Source organism: Faecalibacillus faecis, assembly GCF_003024675.1.
Lineage (GTDB): Bacteria > Bacillota_I > Bacilli_A > Erysipelotrichales > Coprobacillaceae > Faecalibacillus > Faecalibacillus faecis.
Genome location: NZ_PYLP01000003.1, coordinates 1 through 21556, shown reverse-complemented (window position 1 = coordinate 21556; position 21556 = coordinate 1). Strand labels below are relative to the sequence as shown.

23 protein-coding genes, 1 rRNA gene and 1 pseudogene are annotated in these 21556 nt (G+C 29.3%); 17 read left to right on the top strand and 8 right to left on the bottom strand.

Annotation, left to right across the window (positions count from 1 at the left end; all coding sequences use genetic code 11):
- Positions 1-163: 163 nt before the first annotated feature.
- The 6 genes from C7U55_RS03495 to C7U55_RS03470 all read left to right on the top strand — a co-directional run bounded on the left by C7U55_RS03495 (position 164) and on the right by C7U55_RS03470 (position 7615).
- Positions 164-646: an RNA polymerase sigma factor gene (locus C7U55_RS03495; protein ID WP_106987377.1), complete on the top strand. Its 483-nt coding sequence runs from the start codon at positions 164-166 to the stop codon at positions 644-646.
- A complete protein-coding gene (locus C7U55_RS03490; RefSeq protein WP_106987376.1) occupies positions 636-1268 on the top strand; it encodes a hypothetical protein in 633 nt (210 codons plus the stop codon). Before C7U55_RS03495 ends, C7U55_RS03490 begins: the two co-directional genes overlap by 11 nt.
- Before the next feature lie 55 nt (positions 1269-1323).
- Positions 1324-2028 (top strand): hypothetical protein, encoded by a 705-nt coding sequence (locus C7U55_RS03485; RefSeq protein ID WP_106987375.1) that lies wholly within the window; start codon positions 1324-1326, stop codon positions 2026-2028.
- A gap of 97 nt (positions 2029-2125) precedes the next feature.
- Positions 2126-2944: a Cof-type HAD-IIB family hydrolase gene (locus C7U55_RS03480; RefSeq protein WP_106987374.1), complete on the top strand. Its 819-nt coding sequence runs from the start codon at positions 2126-2128 to the stop codon at positions 2942-2944.
- Between the two features lie 56 nt (positions 2945-3000).
- Positions 3001-4419, top strand: coding sequence for an SWIM zinc finger family protein (locus C7U55_RS03475; protein WP_106987373.1), 1419 nt, complete (start codon positions 3001-3003; stop codon positions 4417-4419).
- Entirely contained in the window at positions 4403-7615 is a 3213-nt protein-coding gene (locus tag C7U55_RS03470) for a DEAD/DEAH box helicase (protein WP_239985148.1), read from the top strand. Before C7U55_RS03475 ends, C7U55_RS03470 begins: the two co-directional genes overlap by 17 nt.
- 19 nt (positions 7616-7634) lie before the next feature.
- On the opposite strand, the gene C7U55_RS03465 is transcribed toward C7U55_RS03470, so the two are convergent.
- Positions 7635-8261 (bottom strand): DUF5052 family protein, encoded by a 627-nt coding sequence (locus tag C7U55_RS03465; protein ID WP_106987371.1) that lies wholly within the window; start codon positions 8259-8261, stop codon positions 7635-7637.
- Positions 8262-8350: 89 nt separating this feature from the next.
- Here C7U55_RS03465 and C7U55_RS03460 point away from each other — a divergent pair, with 89 nt between their 5' ends.
- The 6 genes and pseudogenes from C7U55_RS03460 to C7U55_RS03435 all read left to right on the top strand — a co-directional run bounded on the left by C7U55_RS03460 (position 8351) and on the right by C7U55_RS03435 (position 12821).
- On the top strand, positions 8351-9238 hold the full coding sequence (locus C7U55_RS03460) for a LysR family transcriptional regulator (protein ID WP_106987370.1): 888 nt from the start codon (positions 8351-8353) through the stop codon (positions 9236-9238).
- Positions 9239-9320: 82 nt separating this feature from the next.
- Positions 9321-9566, top strand: a complete 246-nt coding sequence (locus C7U55_RS03455; RefSeq protein ID WP_106987369.1) for a flavodoxin family protein — start codon at positions 9321-9323, stop codon at positions 9564-9566.
- A gap of 185 nt (positions 9567-9751) precedes the next feature.
- Positions 9752-10174: pseudogene (locus C7U55_RS03450) on the top strand (flavodoxin); the annotation flags it as partial.
- Between the two features lies 1 nt (position 10175).
- Entirely contained in the window at positions 10176-11357 is a 1182-nt protein-coding gene (locus C7U55_RS03445) for an iron-containing alcohol dehydrogenase (protein ID WP_106987368.1), read from the top strand.
- 105 nt (positions 11358-11462) lie between these two features.
- Entirely contained in the window at positions 11463-11723 is a 261-nt protein-coding gene (locus tag C7U55_RS03440; protein WP_106987367.1) for an RDAC family protein, read from the top strand.
- A gap of 51 nt (positions 11724-11774) precedes the next feature.
- Positions 11775-12821 carry a MerR family transcriptional regulator gene (locus C7U55_RS03435; protein ID WP_106987366.1) on the top strand — a complete coding sequence of 349 codons (1047 nt, stop codon included), beginning with the start codon at positions 11775-11777 and terminating at the stop codon, positions 12819-12821.
- Between the two features lie 33 nt (positions 12822-12854).
- On the opposite strand, the gene C7U55_RS14215 is transcribed toward C7U55_RS03435, so the two are convergent.
- From C7U55_RS14215 to C7U55_RS03415, 4 genes are all read right to left on the bottom strand, one after another.
- Positions 12855-12956 (bottom strand): hypothetical protein, encoded by a 102-nt coding sequence (locus tag C7U55_RS14215; RefSeq protein WP_162297407.1) that lies wholly within the window; start codon positions 12954-12956, stop codon positions 12855-12857.
- A gap of 85 nt (positions 12957-13041) precedes the next feature.
- Positions 13042-13173: an alpha/beta hydrolase gene (locus C7U55_RS14210; protein WP_106987364.1), complete on the bottom strand. Its 132-nt coding sequence runs from the start codon at positions 13171-13173 to the stop codon at positions 13042-13044.
- A gap of 12 nt (positions 13174-13185) precedes the next feature.
- Entirely contained in the window at positions 13186-13368 is a 183-nt protein-coding gene (locus C7U55_RS03420; protein ID WP_106987363.1) for a hypothetical protein, read from the bottom strand.
- Positions 13355-13798, bottom strand: a complete 444-nt coding sequence (locus C7U55_RS03415; protein ID WP_106987362.1) for a MerR family transcriptional regulator — start codon at positions 13796-13798, stop codon at positions 13355-13357. Before C7U55_RS03415 ends, C7U55_RS03420 begins: the two co-directional genes overlap by 14 nt.
- A gap of 115 nt (positions 13799-13913) precedes the next feature.
- On the opposite strand from C7U55_RS03415, the gene C7U55_RS03410 reads away from it, so the two are divergent.
- The 4 genes from C7U55_RS03410 to C7U55_RS03395 all read left to right on the top strand — a co-directional run bounded on the left by C7U55_RS03410 (position 13914) and on the right by C7U55_RS03395 (position 16965).
- Complete coding sequence (locus C7U55_RS03410; protein WP_106987361.1) at positions 13914-14444, top strand: flavodoxin family protein; 531 nt, start codon at positions 13914-13916, stop codon at positions 14442-14444.
- Entirely contained in the window at positions 14444-14878 is a 435-nt protein-coding gene (locus C7U55_RS03405) for a cyclophilin-like fold protein (RefSeq protein ID WP_204638390.1), read from the top strand. The genes C7U55_RS03410 and C7U55_RS03405 overlap by 1 nt, the downstream gene beginning before the upstream one ends.
- Positions 14879-14880: 2 nt before the next feature.
- A complete protein-coding gene (locus C7U55_RS03400) occupies positions 14881-15327 on the top strand; it encodes an MBL fold metallo-hydrolase (RefSeq protein WP_106987359.1) in 447 nt (148 codons plus the stop codon).
- Positions 15328-15498: 171 nt separating this feature from the next.
- Entirely contained in the window at positions 15499-16965 is a 1467-nt protein-coding gene (locus C7U55_RS03395) for a glycoside hydrolase family 1 protein (RefSeq protein WP_106987358.1), read from the top strand.
- Between the two features lie 38 nt (positions 16966-17003).
- Here the strand turns inward: C7U55_RS03395 and C7U55_RS03390 are convergent, their stop codons facing one another.
- The 3 genes from C7U55_RS03390 to C7U55_RS03380 all read right to left on the bottom strand — a co-directional run bounded on the left by C7U55_RS03390 (position 17004) and on the right by C7U55_RS03380 (position 20396).
- Positions 17004-18362, bottom strand: coding sequence for an MATE family efflux transporter (locus C7U55_RS03390; protein WP_106987357.1), 1359 nt, complete (start codon positions 18360-18362; stop codon positions 17004-17006).
- Between the two features lie 9 nt (positions 18363-18371).
- Positions 18372-18947, bottom strand: coding sequence for a histidine phosphatase family protein (locus C7U55_RS03385; protein ID WP_106987356.1), 576 nt, complete (start codon positions 18945-18947; stop codon positions 18372-18374).
- A gap of 102 nt (positions 18948-19049) precedes the next feature.
- Positions 19050-20396 (bottom strand): aryl-sulfate sulfotransferase, encoded by a 1347-nt coding sequence (locus tag C7U55_RS03380; RefSeq protein WP_239985146.1) that lies wholly within the window; start codon positions 20394-20396, stop codon positions 19050-19052.
- Between the two features lie 721 nt (positions 20397-21117).
- On the opposite strand from C7U55_RS03380, the gene C7U55_RS03375 reads away from it, so the two are divergent.
- Positions 21118-21556, top strand: a 16S ribosomal RNA gene (locus C7U55_RS03375); the annotation flags it as partial.

The following is a 21556-nucleotide window of genomic DNA, read 5'->3' as shown; positions in this document are numbered from 1 at the left end:
GCCGAGATGACCGCCGAAAGACCGCCGAAAGACCGCCGAAAGACCGCCAAGAGGTTTATTATAAATATATTTTTTAGAAAGCACATTAAAATAATGTGTTTTTTTGTTACCTTTTTTCATTATAAAACGTATTATAAGTGAAAGAGCTCTTGAGGAGGATGTTATGAAATTAGATACAGAAAAAGTAATTGAAAAATACAAAGATCGTATTTTTGCGATAGGCTTATCCATCTTAAAGGATCCTGATGATGCCGAGGATGTTGTTCAAGAAACTTTTCTTAAATATCATACATATAAAAAAGATTTTGAATCAAAGGAACATATTCAATCTTGGCTATATAAAGTAGCTATTAATAAAGCAAAAGATATTCAAAGAAAGTTTTGGCGAAGAAAACAGGTATCGATAGAAGACTATATGGCTACTATTCCTTTTGATACACCACAGGATGAAGAATTATTTCAAGCTGTGATGGCTTTGCCATCAAAGTATAGTATTGTTATTCATTTGTATTACTATGAAGATTATTCAATCAAAGAAATTGCTCAACAATTAAAATTAAATGAAGGAAATGTCAAAGTAAGACTTTCAAGAGCAAGACAATTATTAAAAGAACAACTTAAGGAGAACTGGAACGATGAAGAATAAAGAAGCGTATAAACAAGCATTTAAACATGTTCACTATCAAAAAGAAGTTAATTTAAACAAAAAAAGAATTTCTAAACCACTTGTAACTATTATGACTTCATTCATTGTATTACTTTCTACCTTTACTGTAGCTTATGCTTTTGATGTAGGAGGTATTCAAAGTAAATTAGAAGTATGGTTTCGAGGAGAAAAAAGAAAGGTTCAATATAAGGAAGAAGATAAAAATGCTTATCATTTCTATACAACAGATGAGGACGGTAATGTAGTTGATATGGGTATAAACATGGGATTTAAAGGATCACTTACAGGAATAGAACCAATGAGTGGTGATGAACTTGCAGAAAGTATGAATGATGATAGTGAAATTGTTTATGACGAAAAAGAGGATAAATATTTATTCTATTATCAAAATAAGGTAGTGGATATTACTCATATGTTTGATAAAGAAAAGGAATGTTATTTAGTGATCAATAATGGTGAAAAAGATATCTATTTTGTTATTAGTTATAAAGATAAAATAGATGAGGATAGCACTATATCACAGTATAGTGATGAAAATGCAGAAGTTATACAAGGCGTAAAGGTTAAAGATATCAAAGATCATTTTGTAAGAATTAAGTAAAAATGGAGGATTTTCCTCCATTTTTTTGATAAAATAAGATAAAGGAGCTGATCTTATGGAATTACTATTTGTTTTTGTAATGATTCTTATTGTTCTTTATTACTTTTATCAAAAAAGACCTAAAACACATTTTCCAACAATCCCTTATCAAGATCATAAAAAACATGTACTTAACTATAAAAAGATAAAACCAAATAATAAACAACCACAAGATTTACAATATACAACCTATTTACTTTCATTAATAAATGAACTTCCTCAAGATGAATTTATTCTTATTTATGCATGTTTAAAAAAATGGGAAAAACAAAAAGAAATTACTTTAGAAGAAAAAGAGGGAGAACTCAACATTCATTTTAATAAATCTTATACAAATAATTATGTTGAAGATCAATTGTTTCAAATGCTTTATCGTTTAGAAATTGATCACATTGTAGAAAATAAAGTTATTAGTAAATGGATGGAAGCAGATTTTGATAAGGTTGTTCAATGGAAAAAAGCTTATCTAAAAGATATGCAAAACAAACTCAAACAAGAAAATAAATTTGTAGATGGAAGATATAGTTTAGAAATCTATCATAATTTAGAAAACATATTAGGTTATAAAAAATATTTAGATGCTTATAGGGAAATAGAAACAGAAGAAGAAAATATCTATGCAATGTTATTTGGATTAAAGGAATGTCCTTATCATATGTATACTTTCTTTATTATGAAAAACGATGACGATAAGCCAATGATAAATAGCTCATTAAAATAGAATCAGATTTTGTCTGATTCTATTTCTTTCATATCATGAAAGTTACGAAAATATTAATTCCTTTTTGATAAGATAAAAGTAAGAAAAGAGGGATACTATGTATAAAATTATAGCATGTGATTTGGATGAAACATTGTTGAGTGATGATCGTACTATTTCTAAGGATAATGTTGAAGCCATTGAAAAAGCAAAAGAATTAGGAGTTAAATTTGTTCCAGCAACAGGAAGAGGCTTTAATACTGTTGGAGGAACACTAAAAGATTTAGGATTGTACGATTTAGAAAATGAATATGTTATTTCTTATAATGGCGGAGCCATTACTGAAAATAAAGGAAGTAAGTTACTTCATTTTGAAGGAATTTCTTTTGAAAAAGCGAGTGAACTTTATAAAAGAGGTTTAGATTATGACGTTTGTATTCATGTTTATACAAAAGATATGGTTTATGCTTATAAATATGTCCAAGAAGAAAAAGATTATTTGGCAGGAAGAATGGAAGTCACTGAAATCTTTGATGATAATATTGATTTTTTAAAGGGACAAGAAATTGTGAAAGTCTTGTATATGAATACGGATTATCAATATTTAAAAGGCATTGAAAATGATTTAAAAGAAATAATTGGTGATTTAGATGTCAGTTATTCATCTAATCGTTATATTGAATTTAATCATCAAGGAGTTAATAAAGGACAAGGATTAAAGCACCTTGTAGAGTTATTACATGTAGATATGAAAGAGACAATTGCGATAGGTGATAACTTTAATGATTTATCCATGATTAAAGTGGCAGGTCTTGGTGTAGGTGTACAAAATACAGTTGAAGAAATGAAAAAAGAATGTGATATCATCACAAAGGCAACGAATAATCAAGGAGCTATTGCAGAAGTTATTAATCAATATATTTTAGGCACAAATTAAGTTTTGTGCTTTTTTCTTTCTTGGTATAATGGAATAAATACGAAAAGAGGAATCCTATGAAATCATTTTTTACCGAAACAATATTAAATAGAGGAAAAGCTTATTTTGAACAAAATAGAGTTTTTTCTGTAAATCAATATGATAACCAAACCTATACAGGGATTATTTTAGGAAATGAAGCTTATCATACTAAAATTACTTTAGATGAACATTATGATGTCATGTCTGCGTCGTGTGATTGTCCTTATGCAATAGAAGGAAAACATTGTAAACATGAAGCAGCACTTTATTTTGCGATTGAAGATCGACTTCCTAAAGATGAACAACAATATATTGATATCAATGCTTTATTAAAAGATATTCGTAGAAGAACACATAGTAGTTTTATGTTAAAACGTGAATTCAATCAAGAATTTAAAAAATATTTAAAACGTATTATTCAATTAAATGAACAAGGAAATTTTCATATTACCAATTATCAACGAGTCGTTGATGAATTCTTAAGTTCTAATTATCCTAAAGATTACTGTCATGAAATACTTCAAATCATGTTTCAAGGTTATAGTAAATTACTTACAAGCACACATAATAAAGAACTCACAACCCGTTGGCTTAAAGAAAATATGAAATATCAAAGATATGAAAATGCATTTAGCTATATTATGATGATTATCTATCAATTAGATGTCAAAGATCAAATAGATATTATTAGAGAAGTGCTTTTAATGAAAAGAAAAGTATCTTTATTAAATACATACTTTAAAATTATCAATGATCATCATTTAGACATGAAAAAATATCTAGATGATATTCAAATTTATAATAATAATGAAGATTATATTACAGAAATGATACGGTATTATGTAGACCATCAACAAGTAGATCTAGCTCGTCTTTACTATAAAAAACATGAACAAAATATTAGAAAAAAAGAAACCAAGGCAAAACTTGATTCATTGCTTGATCCTGAACATGAAGATGCCTACTTGAATTATATTTATTCTAAATTAGATTATTATAATTCATCGCATATTCCTGTTTATTATGAAGATTTAAAACAATTTTATGGAATTAAGTTTGAAGATTATTTACTAGATTTTATGGATGCAATTAAACCTATCTATGATGATTATGAATTAGCTTTAATGTTTAGACAAAATCAAGATGTTAAATATTTAATCTATGTTTTACTTCAAAGACCTAATATGACACTTTTTGAACAAACAAAAGAAATCATTAAAGAATATAGTTTAGAAATGTATTTAATGGGTTATGTAGAATGTATAAAAAAATATATAGAAAAAGGAAATTCAAATTATTATTTTAAAGGATACATTTATGAACTTTTTAGAGATTTAGAAAAAATGTCAAAAATAGAATTTGTTGATATGATAAAAAAAGAATTTCCAAGAAGAAAGAAAATACACGAAATGTTAGATGAATGTTTAGAAGAAGGTGATGAAATTGAAATTTAATATTAATTTAAATGTTGTAAAAAGTAAAAATAACTTAGAGATTGCCAGAAGATATCATCACTATGATAATGTAGAAAGTATGCATATTACTTTAAAAGATGATCTTTATCATATCGATGCAATAGTTTCAGTTTTTAATCACATGCAAAAATGTTCATTAGAAATCAAAGACAATAAAATTGTTTCTTATAAATGTGCTTGTCCATTTAATGATCAAGATTCTATGTGTGGTCATTTAGGGGCTGTTATTATGAAACTTAATGAATTAGAAATCAATGATTTTCCTTTTGATTATCAAAGTGAAAAAGTAGAAAAAATGAAAGAAATTGAAAAAGAAAATCAAAGACAAAGAAGAAAAGCACAACTTAGACAACTAGCCCATACTTCATCACGTCTCATTGATTTAAGTAAAAATCAATATCAAACAGAATTACAATTATCTATTAATAATGAAAAATATGATTTAACACCTTTTATTTATCTTCAAGGTGATGAAATAAATGTAGAATATAAAGTTGGAAATGAAAAGAAGTATGTTGTCAAAAACATTACAGATTTTATTGATCGAATCAATCATCAAGAAAATTATAAATATGGTAAAGCATTAGAGTTTGTCCACAGTGAAAAGAATTTTACAGAAAATGCCTTAAAACAAATTGATTTCATGAAAAAAGCTATTTTCTTTAGAAGTCAAGATATAGAAGACTATAACTATTACTATGAACCCATTAAAAGAAATATTCCGATTGATAAACGTTTACTCGATGAACTTTATGAAATCAATAAGGATAATCTTTCTTTTGGTGAAATAGAACCTGATCTACATTTATATATAAATAAAGAAGAAGATTTTTATGTCATTAGAGTAAGTATCAATCAACAAATGTATATTGGAAATAAACATGGTTATCGTTATGAAATGAATAATGGAAAGTTTTATATGGAACGTATAATTCTTGATGAAGAGGGAAATATTGCCCGTTTTTTAGAAAGCATTATCGAAAATGAAGGACAACTGATTGTTTTAGAGGAACAATATCATGATTTCTACAAATATGTTTTATTACCAATTCTTTCATATTTTGAAGTCTTCGATCAAGGTCAAGAAGAGATACCAACCTATGATGAAATTAAAATCTATGGGGATATTGATGATAATCAAATGATTTATTTTCAACCGGTCTATGTAGATGAAAATCAAAATAGAGTGTATGGCTTCAATAAGCAATTGATGACAACTTATCAACAAGATTTAGTAGAAAAATATATTGAAAAATATGCAACATCTATTGATACAGAAAAACATCGTGCTTATTTAGATACCAATAGTCAAACAACCTATGAATTTATTTTTGAAGGTTTAGATTATTTAAAACAATATGGGGATGTTTATGTATCAGATGCTTTAAAAAGAATAGGAAAGAAGATTTCTTATAATTTACATGTCGGTGTTCGTATTGAAAATGAGCTTTTAAAATTTGATATTTCTTCTCATGAAATACCAAAGAAAGAATTACAAGAGGTTTTAAATCAATATCGCCGTAAGAAGAAATTCTATCGTTTAAAAAATGGAGAACTTCTTTATTTAGAGTCACCTGATTTAGAAGAATTAAGTCAATTTATGGATGATTATCATATTGATGTCAAAGATATTGATGATGGTGAATTCTCTATGAATAAACAAAGAATGTTGGCGATTGATGAAGAAAAGGATTTTGAATATGTTGAATTAGATAGAGAAGAAACTTTTGTAGAAACATTAAATCGTTTTAAATCAGCAAACCAAAAAGAATATCCACTTTCTAAAGACTATGAAAATATTTTAAGAGATTATCAAAAAGAAGGGTATGTGTGGCTTCATACCTTAAAAGATTATGGCTTTAATGGTATTCTTGCAGATGATATGGGATTAGGAAAAACACTACAAATTATTACGTTATTAGATTCTTTAGAAACAAAAAGACCGAGTCTTGTTGTTTGTCCTTCATCCCTTATTTATAACTGGGAAGATGAGGTTCATAAATTCTCTAAAAAATTACCAGTTACTTGTATTACAGGGAATATGCAAACAAGAAGTGAATTGATTAAAGAAATCAAACAAGGATTATATGTAACTTCTTATGATTATATGCGTAGAGATTTTGAACTTTACCAAGGAATTGAATTTGAATATGTTATCTTAGATGAAGCACAATATATCAAAAACCAAAAAACTAAAAATGCCCAATCAGTTAAAACCTTAAAAACAAGACATAAATTAGCTTTAACGGGAACACCAATTGAAAATAGTTTAGCGGAATTATGGTCAATCTTTGATTTCTTGATGCCACAATACTTATTTAATTATCATTATTTCCAAAAACAATATGAAAATGACATTGTTAAAAACAATGACGAAGAAAAAACAAAACAACTTAAAAAACTAGTCACACCATTTATTCTAAGAAGAAATAAAAAAGAAGTCTTAACAGAATTACCAGATAAAATTGAACAAAATATGATTTTACCATTTAATGATGAAGAAGAAAAAATCTATGTAGCTAATCTTGCTAAAGCCAATAAAGAATTACAAGAACTTTATGATTTAGAAGGTTCTGATAAGATGCAAATCTTAAAGCTATTAACACGACTCAGACAACTTTGTTTAGAACCACGTCTTGTTTATGATAATATTGATCAGCCTTCTTCTAAATTAAAAGCTTGTATGGAATTGATTAAAACAATGCAAGAAAATAAACAAAAAGTATTACTCTTTTCATCATTTACTTCTGTTTTAGATTTAATTGCCGAAGAGTGTCAAAAGGCAGGAATTACGTATTATATGCTTACAGGAAGTACGAATAAAGAAGATAGAAGAGAACTTGTCTCAAGGTTCCAAAAAGATGATACAACACTTTTCTTGATCTCTCTTAAAGCAGGAGGAACAGGTTTGAACTTAACTTCAGCCGAAGTCGTTATTCACTTCGATCCATGGTGGAATGTTTCTGCTCAAAATCAAGCGACAGACCGTGCTTATCGTATAGGACAAAAGAATAATGTTCAAGTCTTTAATCTTGTGATGAAAGATAGTGTTGAAGAAAAGATCATTGAATTACAAAAACGCAAAAAGGAATTAGCTGACATGTTTGTTGAAAACAATAGTGGTGGTTTATCACAAATGTCCAAAGAAGATATTTTAAGTTTATTCACAATGTAAAAGACGGGCTCCCCGTCTTTTAATTTAGTAATGATGTATCAATAATTTGATAATTTGCGCGATGAATATAAAGAGCTTTACCATCAATCATTAATTTTGTCATCTTTGGTAATTTTTTAGGAACAGTCCAATAAACCTTATCCCCTGAATAAGCCGTAATTGGTTGCCCTAATTGAGATTTAATCACGACCACTCTTGATTTACCAAACTTATTTTTATACTTATTGATAATATTCGCAATATATGTATTATTTGAAAGTTTTCCATTATCATTACTTTCAATATCTTCTTGAGTAAAATCAACATTTGGTTCTAAACCTTTTTGTGTAAAGATACAAGTATCCCCACAAGATTCAATTTCTTGCCCATCAATAGTAATAGTAATAACAGAAGATAATTCATAACCTGTAATAATACTTCCATCACTATCATAAGAAGTTGTTTCTACTGGATTTCCTTGAATATTTATTTTATCTCCAGTCGTTGTCATGACTCTTTTTCCATAGTTATCGAAAGTATCAATAGTATAGCCATTTCCTACAAGATTCCCTTTAATATCACTGATTTTTGATTCAAACATCGCACATCCTGTTAAATTCAGTGCCATGACACTAATAATTAATAAACTTAATATTTTCTTTTTCATTTCATTCTCCCCTTTTATCTAAATTATAACAAATTTTGTTATAAAGAATGAATAAAATACGATAAAATAGTATATAAGAGGTGAAGACCATGTTACTTAAACAAATGAAATATTTTATTACCATTGTTGATTGTCATAGCTTTACCGAAGCAGCAGAACAATGCTTTATTTCACAATCAGCAATTTCTCAACAAATTAAATCATTAGAAAAAGAATTAGGCATTCGTTTATTTGAAAGAAATAAAAGACAATTTTCTTTAACTCCTGCAGGAGAATATTTTTATCGTCATGGAAAAGTGATTTTAGATGAAATCGAAGATTTTAAAGAAGAAACAATTCGTCGAGGAGAAGACCAAGAATTGAATCTAACAATTGGTTATCCTAAAAACTTTAGTACGAGTGAATTTCATCAAGCTATTGTTGAATTTAATCGTATTTATCCAGAAGTCAATATCTCAGTAGTAAGTGGAACTCATGAAGAATTATTCGAACTTTTAGTCCAACATCATATTGATGTTAAAATCAGCGAACAAAGAAGAACATTTAATGAAGATTATTACAATTATGAATTAAAACATAGCGAATGTTTTGTAGAAATATCATCAATGAATCCACTTTCTAAAAAAGAAATTCTTACAACGGATGATTTAAAAAATATGTCTTGTATTCTTGTTGTTTCTAAAGATAAAGAAGATTCAGAAAGAGAATTTTATGAGAAATCACTTAATCTTTCAAGAAGATTTTTGTATGCTGATTCATTAGAACAAGCACGTTTAATGGTGGCGAGTCAAAGAGGATACTTACCAATTGATCAAATCGGACATTTACCAAAACCAATGGAAGGTATTGAAAGAATTACCTTGCATTATAAAGGAAAACCAATCCAAAGAAATTATTTTGCATGTTGGTCTAAAGAAAATACCAATTATTATATTGAAGAATTCGTAGAAATGTATAAAGGACTTTTAAATAAGTAAAACTTATGAAGATGATTAGGAATTGAAATTGTTTCAAGTCCTAATTTTTTTTATTATATAGGTGAAAAAAGGAGAGAGCACGATGGCACAAGTTCTTATATTAATGAGTAGTCCAAGAAAAAATGGCAATACCGATCGACTTGCAAATGCTTTTATAAAAGGTGTAGAAGAAAATGGATATACCACAGAAAAGGTCTGCGTCAACTATCAAAATATTAAACCTTGTTTAGGATGTAATGTATGTCAAAAAACAAAACAATGTGGACAAAAAGATGATAGAAGCAAACATAATTATCTTTGCTTTACTTGTGTATTTTTACACATTTAATGGTTCAATGAAGTTATTAATTGATCGTACATTCACAATTGAAAAAACAGATGTAATAGAAAAAGCATATCACATGACAAAGGAGATAAAAATCAATGAGTAAAAGTTTAATTGTTTATTTTTCGCATAATAAAGAAAATTATTTCTCGGGAAATATTGTTAATTAAGAAAAAGGAAATGTACAAGTCATTTCTGAAGCATTATCAACAATGATTGATGCAGATATTTATCAAATTAAAGAAGTGGATGAATATCCATTTGATTATCATGAATGTACATTGCGTGCAAGTGATGAACTTAAAAATAATGCCCGTCCACAAATATTAGATCCATTAGAAAGTATTGATGAATACGATACAATTTATTTAGGTTATCCAAACTGGTGGTCGACAATGCCAACGATTGTTATGACATTTTTAGAAAGCTATGACTTTACAAATAAACATATCTATCCTATTTGTTCACATGAAGGAAGTGGTATGGGAAGAAGTGAAAGTAATCTTAAAAAACTTTGTCCAAACAGTATCGTGTATAAAGGATTAAGTATTTATGGAAGTCATGTGGATGGATGTAGACAACAATTAGAAAGAGGATTAGGAGGAAAATAGAATGAATGATTTTCAATTTCAAAACACAACAAAAGTTTATTTTGGTAAAGATCAATTAGGTCATTTACATGAAGAAGTTTTAAAATATGGAAAGAGCGTCCTTGTTGTTTATGGTGGTGGATCGATTAAAAAAATTGGACTTTATGATAAAGTCATGAAAGAATTAAAAGATAATAATGTAGAAGTTTATGAACTTGCAGGTGTAGAACCAAATCCAAGACATACAACTGTCAATAAAGGAGCAAAAATCTGTAAAGAAAACAATATTACAGCTGTTTTAGGAATTGGGGGAGGATCTACTATTGATGCTTCTAAAGCCATCGCTGCTTTAACTCTTGTAGATACAGATAATATTTGGGATTTAGTAGAAAAGAAAGTAGCTTGGCATGATGCTTTACCTGTACTTGCTATGCCTACAATTGCTTCAACAGGAAGTGAAATGGATAAATCATGTGTCATCGCTAATGTAGAAAAAGGTGTTAAAAGTGGAATCAATGGAGATATCTTAAGACCAAGAGCATCTTTCTTAGATCCTACTAATACATTTAGTGTTTCACCTAAACAAACAGCTTGTGGTGGTTTTGATATCATGGCTCACTTATTTGATATGAACTATTTTGTAAATAACGATAAATATCCGTTACAATTCAATGTTGTAGAAACATTATTAAGAACAGTTCGCCAACAATTACCAATTGCGGTGGAAGAACCAGAAAACTATTCAGCGAGAGCAACAATGTTATGGGCTGCTTCATGGGCTTTAAATAGTTTCTGTACATCAGGATATAAGACACAAGCTCAACTTCATGCGCTTGAACAATTCTCATCAACTTATGATATGACTCATGGTTTAGCCCTTGCAATCATTACTCCTAAATGGATGACTTATTTATTAAACAAAGATGAAACTGTTGCAGGAGACTTTGCTCGTTTTGGTTTAAATGTGATGGGTATTCAAGATCAAGGTGATGACATGGCTAATGCGAAAGCAGGAATTGAAGCTTTACAAAACTTCATCAAAGATGAACTTCATTTACCTACAACACTTAGTGAAATGAATATTACAGATGAAAAATTTGATAAATTAAAAGTTAAAGCATGTTATGGCCAAGATTCGCTGCCAAGAGCTTATCGACCATTAAGTCAAGAAGATTGTTTAAATATTTATAAAATGTGTTTATAAAAGACAAGACCTCAGATTTCTGAGGCCTTTTTTATTAAGAAACACATTGTGTTTCTTTTTTTACATAAGAGCGAATATGCTATAATAAATAAAAGAGGTGATACTATGAATAATGTTGTACACTTTAATATGATTCTCGAAATCAATCAATTGCTTAAAGAAAATAATATAGAATATTCAATTCATGGTGTTGGTGGATGTACATGTTGTGGTTTAGAACTTAGACAAGAAGGTAAAAGTTATCCTACAGATAAGATTTTAGAAGTTATTAATGGTTATTTAAAAAATCATTGGATTTATGTTCAAGAAAATAAATATCAACCGGGATTTCTTACAATTCATTCAAAATTTGATAAAAAGCCTTGACTATAAAGCCACTCTATAGTGTTAGATAAAGTTAAGGAAGGGGTGTTATTTATGAAAACACACGAATTAGAAAAAGAATTAGGGATTTCAAAGCATACAATCTTCTATTATGAAAAAGAAGGGATCGTTACACCACAAAGAGATGAAAATGGTTATCGTAGTTATAGCCAAGATGATTTACAAAAACTCATCATGGTAAAGTTCTTACGTAACTTAAATATTTCGATTGATGATGTAAAAGCAATCTTAAACAATGAACTTGATTTTAAAGAATGTTTAGAAATCAATCAGATTCATTTAGAAAAACAAATTAAAAGCTTAGAAGAAGTCCAAGAAAATATCGAGATGTATGTAAGAAAAGATCTACCAATGTTACCAGCTTTACAACAAATCCAAAGAGAAGCGAAGAATTATAAATTAGGTTATCAAAAAACAACAGATACTGTATCTCTTGGAAGAAGACTTACAAAGAAACTTGCATTAAGAAAATTCTTATATAAGATTCCTGCCGCAATCACCCAATCATTTATTATGTGGATTTGTGCTGCTTCCTTTTTTGATGAAAACCTTGAAAAGACAACAGCTTTAATCATTATCTTTGTTTTATTAATGATTCTTTTTATAAATATCTTTGTTGCGACAGAATTTCAATTTTCACAAATATGGTTAAAAATGCCATTAGATCAAACAATGAATCAATCGGTAGAATTTTTAAGTGATGGGATTCGTTATTATCAATTTCATGGATATCTTAATAATTTAAAATATTACTACGGTGTTTTATTTAATAAAGCGGAAAAATATATGCAATCTTATAAGTATGAAGATATTCAAAGTGTTGAATTGATTCTAAATCATCGTTATGAAAGTTATGGAACACCGATTGCAAGAGATTGGTATGTTCTTGATTATCGTTTTGAATTTAAAGATGGAAATCACTTCTACTTCTATTGGCCTTTTACAATTGATGATGATGCACGTTTTATTGGAATGATTTTAGATGAAAAGGTAGAAAATGTGATTGATAAAGATCATGTCATTGAAGCTTTAAAAAATGGTATTCATTTAAATGACTACATGAAAAAGACTGAAGATTAATTCAGTCTTTTTTTAATAAATTGATCTATTGCTTTAATTGTTTGACTTTGTTGGTTTTTTTCGAGAAATAGTGGCTTTAGCATCATCTTTTTGATGACCATAGTTGCCAAAGTTAGTATGGCTACCAGAAAATATTCTTTTTCATGCTGGTATTTAAAGAACCATAGAATGTCCACAAATATGCCAATGTTTTATATTTGGATACTTATCCATAATTTTATTAGCTGCATTTAGCCATCTTAAAAGGCTTATTAACTAAATAACAGCTATAACCTTTCCTTTCTAGTTGTTCAAGTAAAGGAAGATAAGCTGTATTTTCTACTTTAGCTCCAGGGTAGAAAATAATACCCACATCACTTGTCTTTTAAGGAGATAAAGTAATAAGATTGGAATTTACTTGTTTTACTTCTTGATGCTTTAAGATTTCTAAAGCATCAGTTTGTGCATGATAATAATCATTTACATAAAAACCAAAACCACTATACAAAGAATCAAAATAATTGATAAAGTAATGAGTATTTTCTTTTTCACTTCTAATAATCTTCATGACTATGTTTATAGTATTGTTGGATTTGTGGTGGAAGTTGATTGAATGAAAGTGCTTGAACATAAGCTTCATCATTTTTTTCAATAGCTTGATCATAATACCAACATTTATAATTGAGCATAGAAAGAACTTTTTGAAGTTTTTCCATTTCTTGTAAGACTTCTTCTTTTTGTTTTTCAAAGATTGCTTTTCTTTGTTTTAAAGTTGCATTTCCTAAAGAACATAAAGCTATATATTCTTTTATATCTTTAATTTCTAAGCCGGATTTTTTTAAACAATCAATAACACGTAATGTTTCAATTTCAATTTCACTAAACTGTCTTACACCATTCACTCTTTTTAAATGGGGGAATAATCCTTCCTTATCATAATAACGAAGAGTTGAAATAGGTAATTGAAACATTTTTGAAATTCCACCAATAGAATACATATGATTTCCTCCTTAATACTTGACCTAAAGTTAAGTTTAGATGTTATGATAAATGTAACATAGATTTCATGAATATTCTAATCTATGGTAGGAGGAAAAGGAAAATGGCTAAAAAATATGTGTTATTAAAACGAGTTTAAGATATAACAGTAATTCTGATCAACTGGCAGATGCTTTTATTCAAGGAGCAAAAGAAAGCGGAAATAGTGTTGAAGAAATAAGTTTAAAAGACAAAAATATTGCCTTTTGTAAAGGGTGTCTTGCTTGTTTGAAATCAGGAGAATGTGTCATCAGAGATGATGCTAATAGTATTACTGAACAAATTAAACAAGCAGATGTTATTGTATGGGCAACGCCTATTTATTATTATGAAAAATCAGGACAAATGAAAGTTATGATTGATCGTGCAAATTCACTTTATGAAACAGATTATCAATTTAGAGATGTTTATTTACTTTCAACAGCTGCTGAAAATGAAGATGGTGTTGATCATCGTGCCATCAATGGGTTAAAAGGATGGGTTGCGTGTTATCCTAAATCTCATTTTGTTGGAAGTGTTTTTGCTGGTGGGGTTGATGAATCAAATACGATTAAAGATCATCCTGCTTTAAAGAAGGCTTATGAAATTGGAAAAGCAATTCAATAATGAAAAAGTTTATTTTAGTAATGGTTGGTTTATGTCTTTTTATAAATAAACCGATTTATCGAAAGAATATAAAAAAGAAGGAGAGTGAAGCGATGTTATTAGAAGTTAATGGTTATACATTTGAAGTAGAATTAGAAAATAATACAAGTGCTAAAGCTTTAAAAGAATATGTTTCTAAAGAAAAAAGAACACTTTCTTTAGATGATTATGGAAACTTTGAAAAAGTAGGAGATTTAGGAATAACTCTTCCACGTAATGATGAAACCATTACGACGAAAGAAGGGGATCTCATTTTATATTTAGGTAATAAATTATGTCTTTACTACAATCAAAACACGTGGGATTTTACTAAGTTAGGCCATATTAAAGATACAACACATTTAAAAGAAGTATTAGGAAAAGGAAGTGTTCAAGTAACACTTTTAATGAAATAAAAATGATTAAGAAGATATTAAAAATCATAGGTATTGTGATTGTAAGTATTGGTATTGTTGGTTTGTTGTTTATTAAATTTTGGCTGAGTTTAGGTGGAAGTGTGACAGAGGATGACCAAAAAGAATATAAAGCAAGAAATTCATTATATGAAAAGGGAATATTTCATGGAAATCCTGAAATTAAGTTGATGACAGGACAAAAGAGTGAATATAAAAATGAAGAAAAGGTTCCTAAGGGTGAAATACCTGTTCATCAGTTAAAGAAAATAGAAAAATCGAAGAAAGATGAACTTAAATGGATTTGGTTTGGACATTTAAGTTCATTGCTTGAAATAGAAGGAATGAACGTATTAATGGATCCTGTTTTTTCAAATTATACATCACCGATTCCTTTTATTGGACCAAAACGTTTTTCTAAATTACTACAAGATCACAAAAGGAAAACTTAAATTTGGCAACATCAAAGATTGATGATATTGTTGATTATCATCCAATAGAAACCTATCAAGAACATTGGTGGGAAATTGTAGAATAGTTTTTTCATTTTCTGAAAGAAATTTAAGTGATTTTCCTTTATAATGTTTATAGAAAAATTATATGGAAACAAGGAGGTAATGAAAATGGGATTTCCTAAAGGTTTTTTATGGGGTGGAGCAGTAGCTGCTAACCAATGTGAAGGTGCATATTTAGAAGACGGTAAAGGTTTATCAGTACCAGATATGTTATTAGGTGGAGATGTTAATACACCAAGAACATTTTTACCAAAAACAGATCCAGAAGCTTTTTATCCTAGTCATGAGGCAGTAGATTTCTATCATCATTATAAAGAAGATATTGCTTTATTCGCTGAAATGGGATGGAAAGTATTCAGATTATCAATTAACTGGGGACGTATTTTCCCAAATGGGGATGATGAAGAACCAAATGAAGCAGGTTTAGCTTTTTATGACAAAGTATTTGATGAATGTCATAAACATGGTATGGAACCATTAGTTACTTTATGTCACTATGAAATTCCTTGGAACATTGTCACAAAATATAATGGATTCTCAGATCGTAGAGTTATTGATATGTTCGTTAAATACGCTACAACTTGTATGAAACGTTATAAAGACAAAGTTAAATATTGGTTAACATTCAACGAAATCAATATTGCATGTATGGGTGAAGGTGGAATTGGTAATCTTTATGGACTAGGATTAATGGATCCAGAAGATGTTAATGCAGATCATAGAATTCCATTGAATGAATTAAAATCAAATGAACAAATTATGTTTGAAGCATTACACAATGAATTTGTAGCAAGTGCAAGAACGGTTATTGAAGGTCATAAAATCAATCCTGATTTCATGATAGGTAACATGATTGCACATACAACTTTATATCCACTTACACCAAATCCAAAAGATATCTTAGCTGCATTTGATGAAGATAACTTTAAAAATAATTTCTGTGGAGATGTACAAGTACGTGGAGAATATCCATCATTTATCTTCAGATATTTTAAAGAACATAATATTGATACTTCTTATATTACAGAAGAAGATAAAAAAATCATTAAAGAAGGTACAGTTGACTTCTATACATTCTCATATTACATGTCAAACTGTGTAACAGTAGATGAAAATGCTGAAACTACTGCAGGTAATATGTCTAAAGGTGCTAAAAACCCTTACTTAAAAGCATCTGATTGGGGATGGCAAATTGATCCTGATGGTTTAAGATATACATTAAACTTATTACATGATCGTTATCCACATACTCCATTAATGATTGTTGAAAATGGTTTTGGAGCATTTGATACAGTAGAAGAAGATGGATCAATTCATGATGATTATCGTATTGATTACTTCAAAGGACATATTCATGCAATGAAAGAATCTATTGAAGATGGTGTACCGTTAATTGGATATACAACATGGGGACCAATTGATTTAGTATCAGCTGGAACAGGACAATATGCTAAACGTTATGGATTTATTTATGTAGATAGACATGATGATGGAACTGGAGATTTCTCTAGAAGTAAAAAAGATTCATTCTATTGGTATAAAAAAGTTTGCGAATCTAACGGTGAAGAAATTTAATATAATAAAAGGACGGTGCGTACGCATCGTCCAATTTTTTAATTATTTTTAATATAAGGATTATGATAGAAAGAATAGACGAGTTGAACTGTCATTACACACCAGATAACCGGTTCACAGAAGATAACAGCCATATATTGAAAACGTGGAATTAAAAAGATAACAAAGATAATCTTTCCAAAGAATTCAATCACACTTGAAATTAAAGGAAGAAGTTTTTGACCAATTCCTTGAAGAGCATAACGTGTTTGCATCAATATTCCAAGCACGGCATAGAAAGGACCAACAATTGTAAGGTAAAGTGTTCCATTATGTAAAACAACTTCTTTATTTGAGCCTGATATTAATTTCACTAAAGAAGAACCAAATAATAAGATAATACAAGTTACAATAGCTGCACCAATAATGTCATAGATATAAGCATAACGAAGTGCTTTTTTAATTCTATCTTTTTGATTAGCCCCTTTATTTTGAGAAACAAAAGTTGAAATAGCAAGAGCCATCGCTGTAAAAGGCATATTAAAGAACATGTAAAGTTTTCTTGCAGCAGTATGTCCAGCGATAATTAAATAACCTAAATTATTAATACCATATTGTAAAATGACAGAACCAGCAGAAACAATACAACTCATAAACCCCATTGAGAACCCTTGTCCTAATAATTCTTTATAAAGATCTTTATCAACTTCAAAATGTTCTTTTTTAGGAAGTAATAAAGGTGTCTTTTTAAACATATAAATAATACATAAAATAACGGAAGTTCCTTGAGAAATAACAGTTGCCACCGCAGCCCCTTGAACTCCCATATTTAATTGAGTAATAAATACTAAATCTAAAATAATATTTAAAACAGATGAAACAACTAAAAAAACAAGAGGCATGACACTATTACCAATCGCTCTCATTAACCCTGCACATAAGTTATAGGCAAACATTACAATAATAAATAAAACAATAAAGAAAATATAACTATAAGCTTCATCAATAATGTTTGCAGGCGTATTTAATAAATGAAGAAGTGGTTGTAAGAAAATTAAACCAATAAGTGTTAGTCCAATTGAAACAACAATTCCAATAACTAAAGAACTAGCAACTGATTTCTTTAATAATTTTTCATCTTTAGAACCAAAACTTCTTGCAGTAACAATAGCAAGCCCATTTCCAATCCCTAAAGCAAAACCTACAAGCAAGTCATAAATGGAAGTACATGATCCAATCGCTGCTAAAGAAGCATCTCCTAAAAAGTTTCCAACAATCATGGTATCAACGGTATTATAAAGTTGTTGGAAGATATTTGATATAAATAGTGGTAATGCAAAGATGATCAGTGATTTAAAGATTGGTCCATGAATTAGATCAACATTTGCATTAAATGATTTACGTTTTATCGAATCCATATTTCTCTCCTATTCTGTAATGTTACGATTAAAAATTTCAACAAGAGTAAAGATACCATTTTCATATTCATATTTTTGAATACAACAATTATAAAATCTTTCGGTTTTCTTTACTTTTGCATGTTCTTCCCATGCACGATAGAACTGGGCACAAGCTGCCCCATGAGAAACTGCTAAAACAACTTGATGATCATTCTTATTCATGATTTCGGTTAATGTTTTATTCATACGTTCTCTAAGTTCAAGTTCACCTTCACCACCAAATTGTTTAAAGAAATCCCCATAGGGTAGTTTAGGGTTTAAACATTCATCTTTTCCTTCAAAAGCACCAAAATTCCATTCTTTTAAACCTTTTAATCTCGTATAAGGCATATCTGTAATGATTTCTAAAGTATCAGATGCTCTTTCAGAAGTAGAAGCATATGCATGATCAAGAGTAATTTGATTATTCACAAAATATTCTTTTGCCATTTGTGCTTGTTTAATTCCTAAAGGTGTAAGAGGCGCATCACACCAACCTTGAATTTTATGTTGCAAATTGAACAAAGTCTGTCCATGTCTCATTAAATAGAGTATTTTTTTCATGATAAATCCCCCTTTCAAGTATACTGTAATCGTTAATATTATAAAATTACAATACCTAAATAGCAATCTACTATAACTAAAAAAATAGTAAAAAAATCTAGATTATTGAAACCAATAATCTAGATAATCGTATTTAAAGACACGGTAAACGAATTTACCACCTGTCGTTTTAAATGTTTTTAATAAAGTTCCATCCTGACTGTATTCGCTCCAAGACATTGCGATACCACTATCAATAATCACATTTCCATCTAATTCTTGGACACTGCTTACATATTCTGAATAAGCAACAGGGATACTACGTACAAGTTCAACGGTACGTGTATTTTCATCAACTAAATATTTGTAGTAATAGGATGTTCCTTTCTTTAAACTATAATAAGTATTTGAATAATTTGAATCATTTTTCCAATCATAATCAGATTGAGTTGTACTTACAGCAAGGTTATTATAAAGATAGAGATAATATTGTCCTTGAGGTAGAGAATTATCTTCTACATAAGTAACACAATGTTGACCGGCTTGCATTGAAAAATCGCTTGTTTTATTTAAGAGTAAGGAATCATAGCCACTTTCTTTCCAAAAGTGATCAGAACCAATCATATAATCAATAGATGGATTTGAATAAATATTATCTAATTTAATAATTGTAGATGTTTCTCTTGAACTGATAATTAAACTTGTTTTATCAACAAAGGCTAATGAATTGATATGCATCCAATCAAGATTTTCTGCACCAGCAGGTAATGAAGTTGTTGAATAATAATTAGGTAATAAATCGATAAGATCTGCAAGTTCGGTAATATTACCAGAATCTTTTTCAATCATAATAATTTTATCTTCACTTGTCTTTGCGTTTTTCTCACTTGCAAGAACAAGAAGATTGTTATTGCCATCAAAGATGTAATCATGATGTAATTTATAATTACCTGTATCATAAATTTTAGAAATATAACCTGTTTGATCCATACCAACGATCTTTGTACTAGAAATACTAAAGTACATTGTATTATCTTCGAATAAAATACGATGACTACGATAAGAAATAATTGGAATTTCACTGCGGAGAATGCCGTCGTTATCATAAAGTCTCATGTAAGCTTGTTCTTCACTATCTTCAGTTACATCATTTCCTAAAACGGTATAAAGACCCTTGGATAAGGATGAAGCGTTTGAATCATCACAATCTACTGTCAAATATTGGTCTCCACCTTGTAAAGAAGGAGCGTTATATGACCAAGATAATGTATCAACAGGTTTTCCTTGTTTATTAGTAAGAGTTACGGTAATCGTATTTATTTGCCCAGGAATAGCGCCAACAAGAAGATATTCATGATTTGTTGTGTAACCACTTAAAGTATTATTGTTAAGTGTACGGGAAAAATCATTGTATCCTTCACAATGAATTGTGTAAGTAGCTTGCAATTCATCGCTTGTTTTAAAATACATATAAACAGAGGTTGTATTTGTACCATAAGGATTCGTAATTAATAAAGGATGTTCAATTGTATAATTTTTATACTTTTTGAGTTTAGCGATTTGATTATAAATTTTATTTTGATAGCTAGTTGAATAAATTATAGATAGATTAGTGCTTGTGTTTTTTAGATGAACATAGTTAATAGAATTATTATTATCACTAGAAGCTTCTATTGAAACTTGATTTGTAAGTGAAAAAAGAAAGCACCTAATGAAATAATGGTTAAAAGAATAATAGATTTTTTTAATCGTTTCATATAATTACCTCCTGCCTTGTATTTTTAGCAGTAAATTATGTGAAAAATACAGGAAAATAAACAATTAATGTCAAATATATTTACATATAATAGGGATAAAAGGGAAAAATATTAAGAAAATGTTGCGCTTACCACAAAGGAAGTGTAAAAGTAAGTTCAACTGTAAGAGTAAAATCCAATGAAAGTATGTGAAAGACTAAAAGCAACTTTGACATATCTAAAGTGGAATTTAACTTTTCACTTTAGAAAATTAAAAAAAGAATAAAAAAGTATTGACTGTGGAAGAATATAAGTGTATTATATACGAGTTGGCAGGAAATGACCTGCAGATGAGGATATTGAAAACTGAACAGGAAAGAATAAAACACAACGTCAATTTAAGTTTAAAAGAAAAAAGAGCTAAACAGACCAAAGTTGTCTGAAGAGATAGAAGGACAATGGAGAGTTTGATCCTGGCTCAGGATGAACGCTGGCGGCGTGCCTAATACATGCAAGTCGAACGCTTCACATATGTGAAGAGTGGCGAACGGGTGAGTAATACATAAGTAACCTGGCCTTTACAGGGGGATAACTRTTGGAAACGATAGCTAAGACCGCATAGGTGTCATAACCGCATGGAGATGATATGAAATATGCTACGGCATAGGTAGAGGATGGACTTATGGCGCATTAGCTAGTTGGAGGGGTAACGGCCCACCAAGGCGACGATGCGTAGCCGACCTGAGAGGGTGACCGGCCACACTGGGACTGAGACACGGCCCAGACTCCTACGGGAGGCAGCAGTAGGGAATTTTCGGCAATGGGGGAAACCCTGACCGAGCAACGCCGCGTGAAGGAAGAAGTAATTCGTTATGTAAACTTCTGTCATAGAGG

Coding starts and splice junctions, on each gene's coding strand:
- C7U55_RS03390 (WP_106987357.1), bottom strand. CDS start 18,362: ATGGATTCGATAAAACGTAAATCATTTAATGCAAATGTTGATCTAATT.
- C7U55_RS03385 (WP_106987356.1), bottom strand. CDS start 18,947: ATGAAAAAAATACTCTATTTAATGAGACATGGACAGACTTTGTTCAAT.
- C7U55_RS03475 (WP_106987373.1), top strand. CDS start 3,001: ATGAAATCATTTTTTACCGAAACAATATTAAATAGAGGAAAAGCTTAT.
- C7U55_RS03495 (WP_106987377.1), top strand. CDS start 164: ATGAAATTAGATACAGAAAAAGTAATTGAAAAATACAAAGATCGTATT.
- C7U55_RS03400 (WP_106987359.1), top strand. CDS start 14,881: ATGATTAAGAAGATATTAAAAATCATAGGTATTGTGATTGTAAGTATT.
- C7U55_RS03445 (WP_106987368.1), top strand. CDS start 10,176: ATGAATGATTTTCAATTTCAAAACACAACAAAAGTTTATTTTGGTAAA.
- C7U55_RS03380 (WP_239985146.1), bottom strand. CDS start 20,396: ATGTATTTTAAAACAAGCGATGAATTGCAAGCTACTTACACAATTCAT.
- C7U55_RS03460 (WP_106987370.1), top strand. CDS start 8,351: ATGTTACTTAAACAAATGAAATATTTTATTACCATTGTTGATTGTCAT.
- C7U55_RS03470 (WP_239985148.1), top strand. CDS start 4,403: ATGAAATTGAAATTTAATATTAATTTAAATGTTGTAAAAAGTAAAAAT.
- C7U55_RS03395 (WP_106987358.1), top strand. CDS start 15,499: ATGGGATTTCCTAAAGGTTTTTTATGGGGTGGAGCAGTAGCTGCTAAC.
- C7U55_RS03455 (WP_106987369.1), top strand. CDS start 9,321: ATGGCACAAGTTCTTATATTAATGAGTAGTCCAAGAAAAAATGGCAAT.
- C7U55_RS03405 (WP_204638390.1), top strand. CDS start 14,444: ATGAAAAAGTTTATTTTAGTAATGGTTGGTTTATGTCTTTTTATAAAT.
- C7U55_RS03420 (WP_106987363.1), bottom strand. CDS start 13,368: ATGAAGATTATTAGAAGTGAAAAAGAAAATACTCATTACTTTATCAAT.
- C7U55_RS03485 (WP_106987375.1), top strand. CDS start 1,324: ATGGAATTACTATTTGTTTTTGTAATGATTCTTATTGTTCTTTATTAC.
- C7U55_RS03435 (WP_106987366.1), top strand. CDS start 11,775: ATGAAAACACACGAATTAGAAAAAGAATTAGGGATTTCAAAGCATACA.
- C7U55_RS03480 (WP_106987374.1), top strand. CDS start 2,126: ATGTATAAAATTATAGCATGTGATTTGGATGAAACATTGTTGAGTGAT.
- C7U55_RS03415 (WP_106987362.1), bottom strand. CDS start 13,798: ATGTATTCTATTGGTGGAATTTCAAAAATGTTTCAATTACCTATTTCA.
- C7U55_RS03490 (WP_106987376.1), top strand. CDS start 636: ATGAAGAATAAAGAAGCGTATAAACAAGCATTTAAACATGTTCACTAT.
- C7U55_RS03440 (WP_106987367.1), top strand. CDS start 11,463: ATGAATAATGTTGTACACTTTAATATGATTCTCGAAATCAATCAATTG.
- C7U55_RS03465 (WP_106987371.1), bottom strand. CDS start 8,261: ATGAAAAAGAAAATATTAAGTTTATTAATTATTAGTGTCATGGCACTG.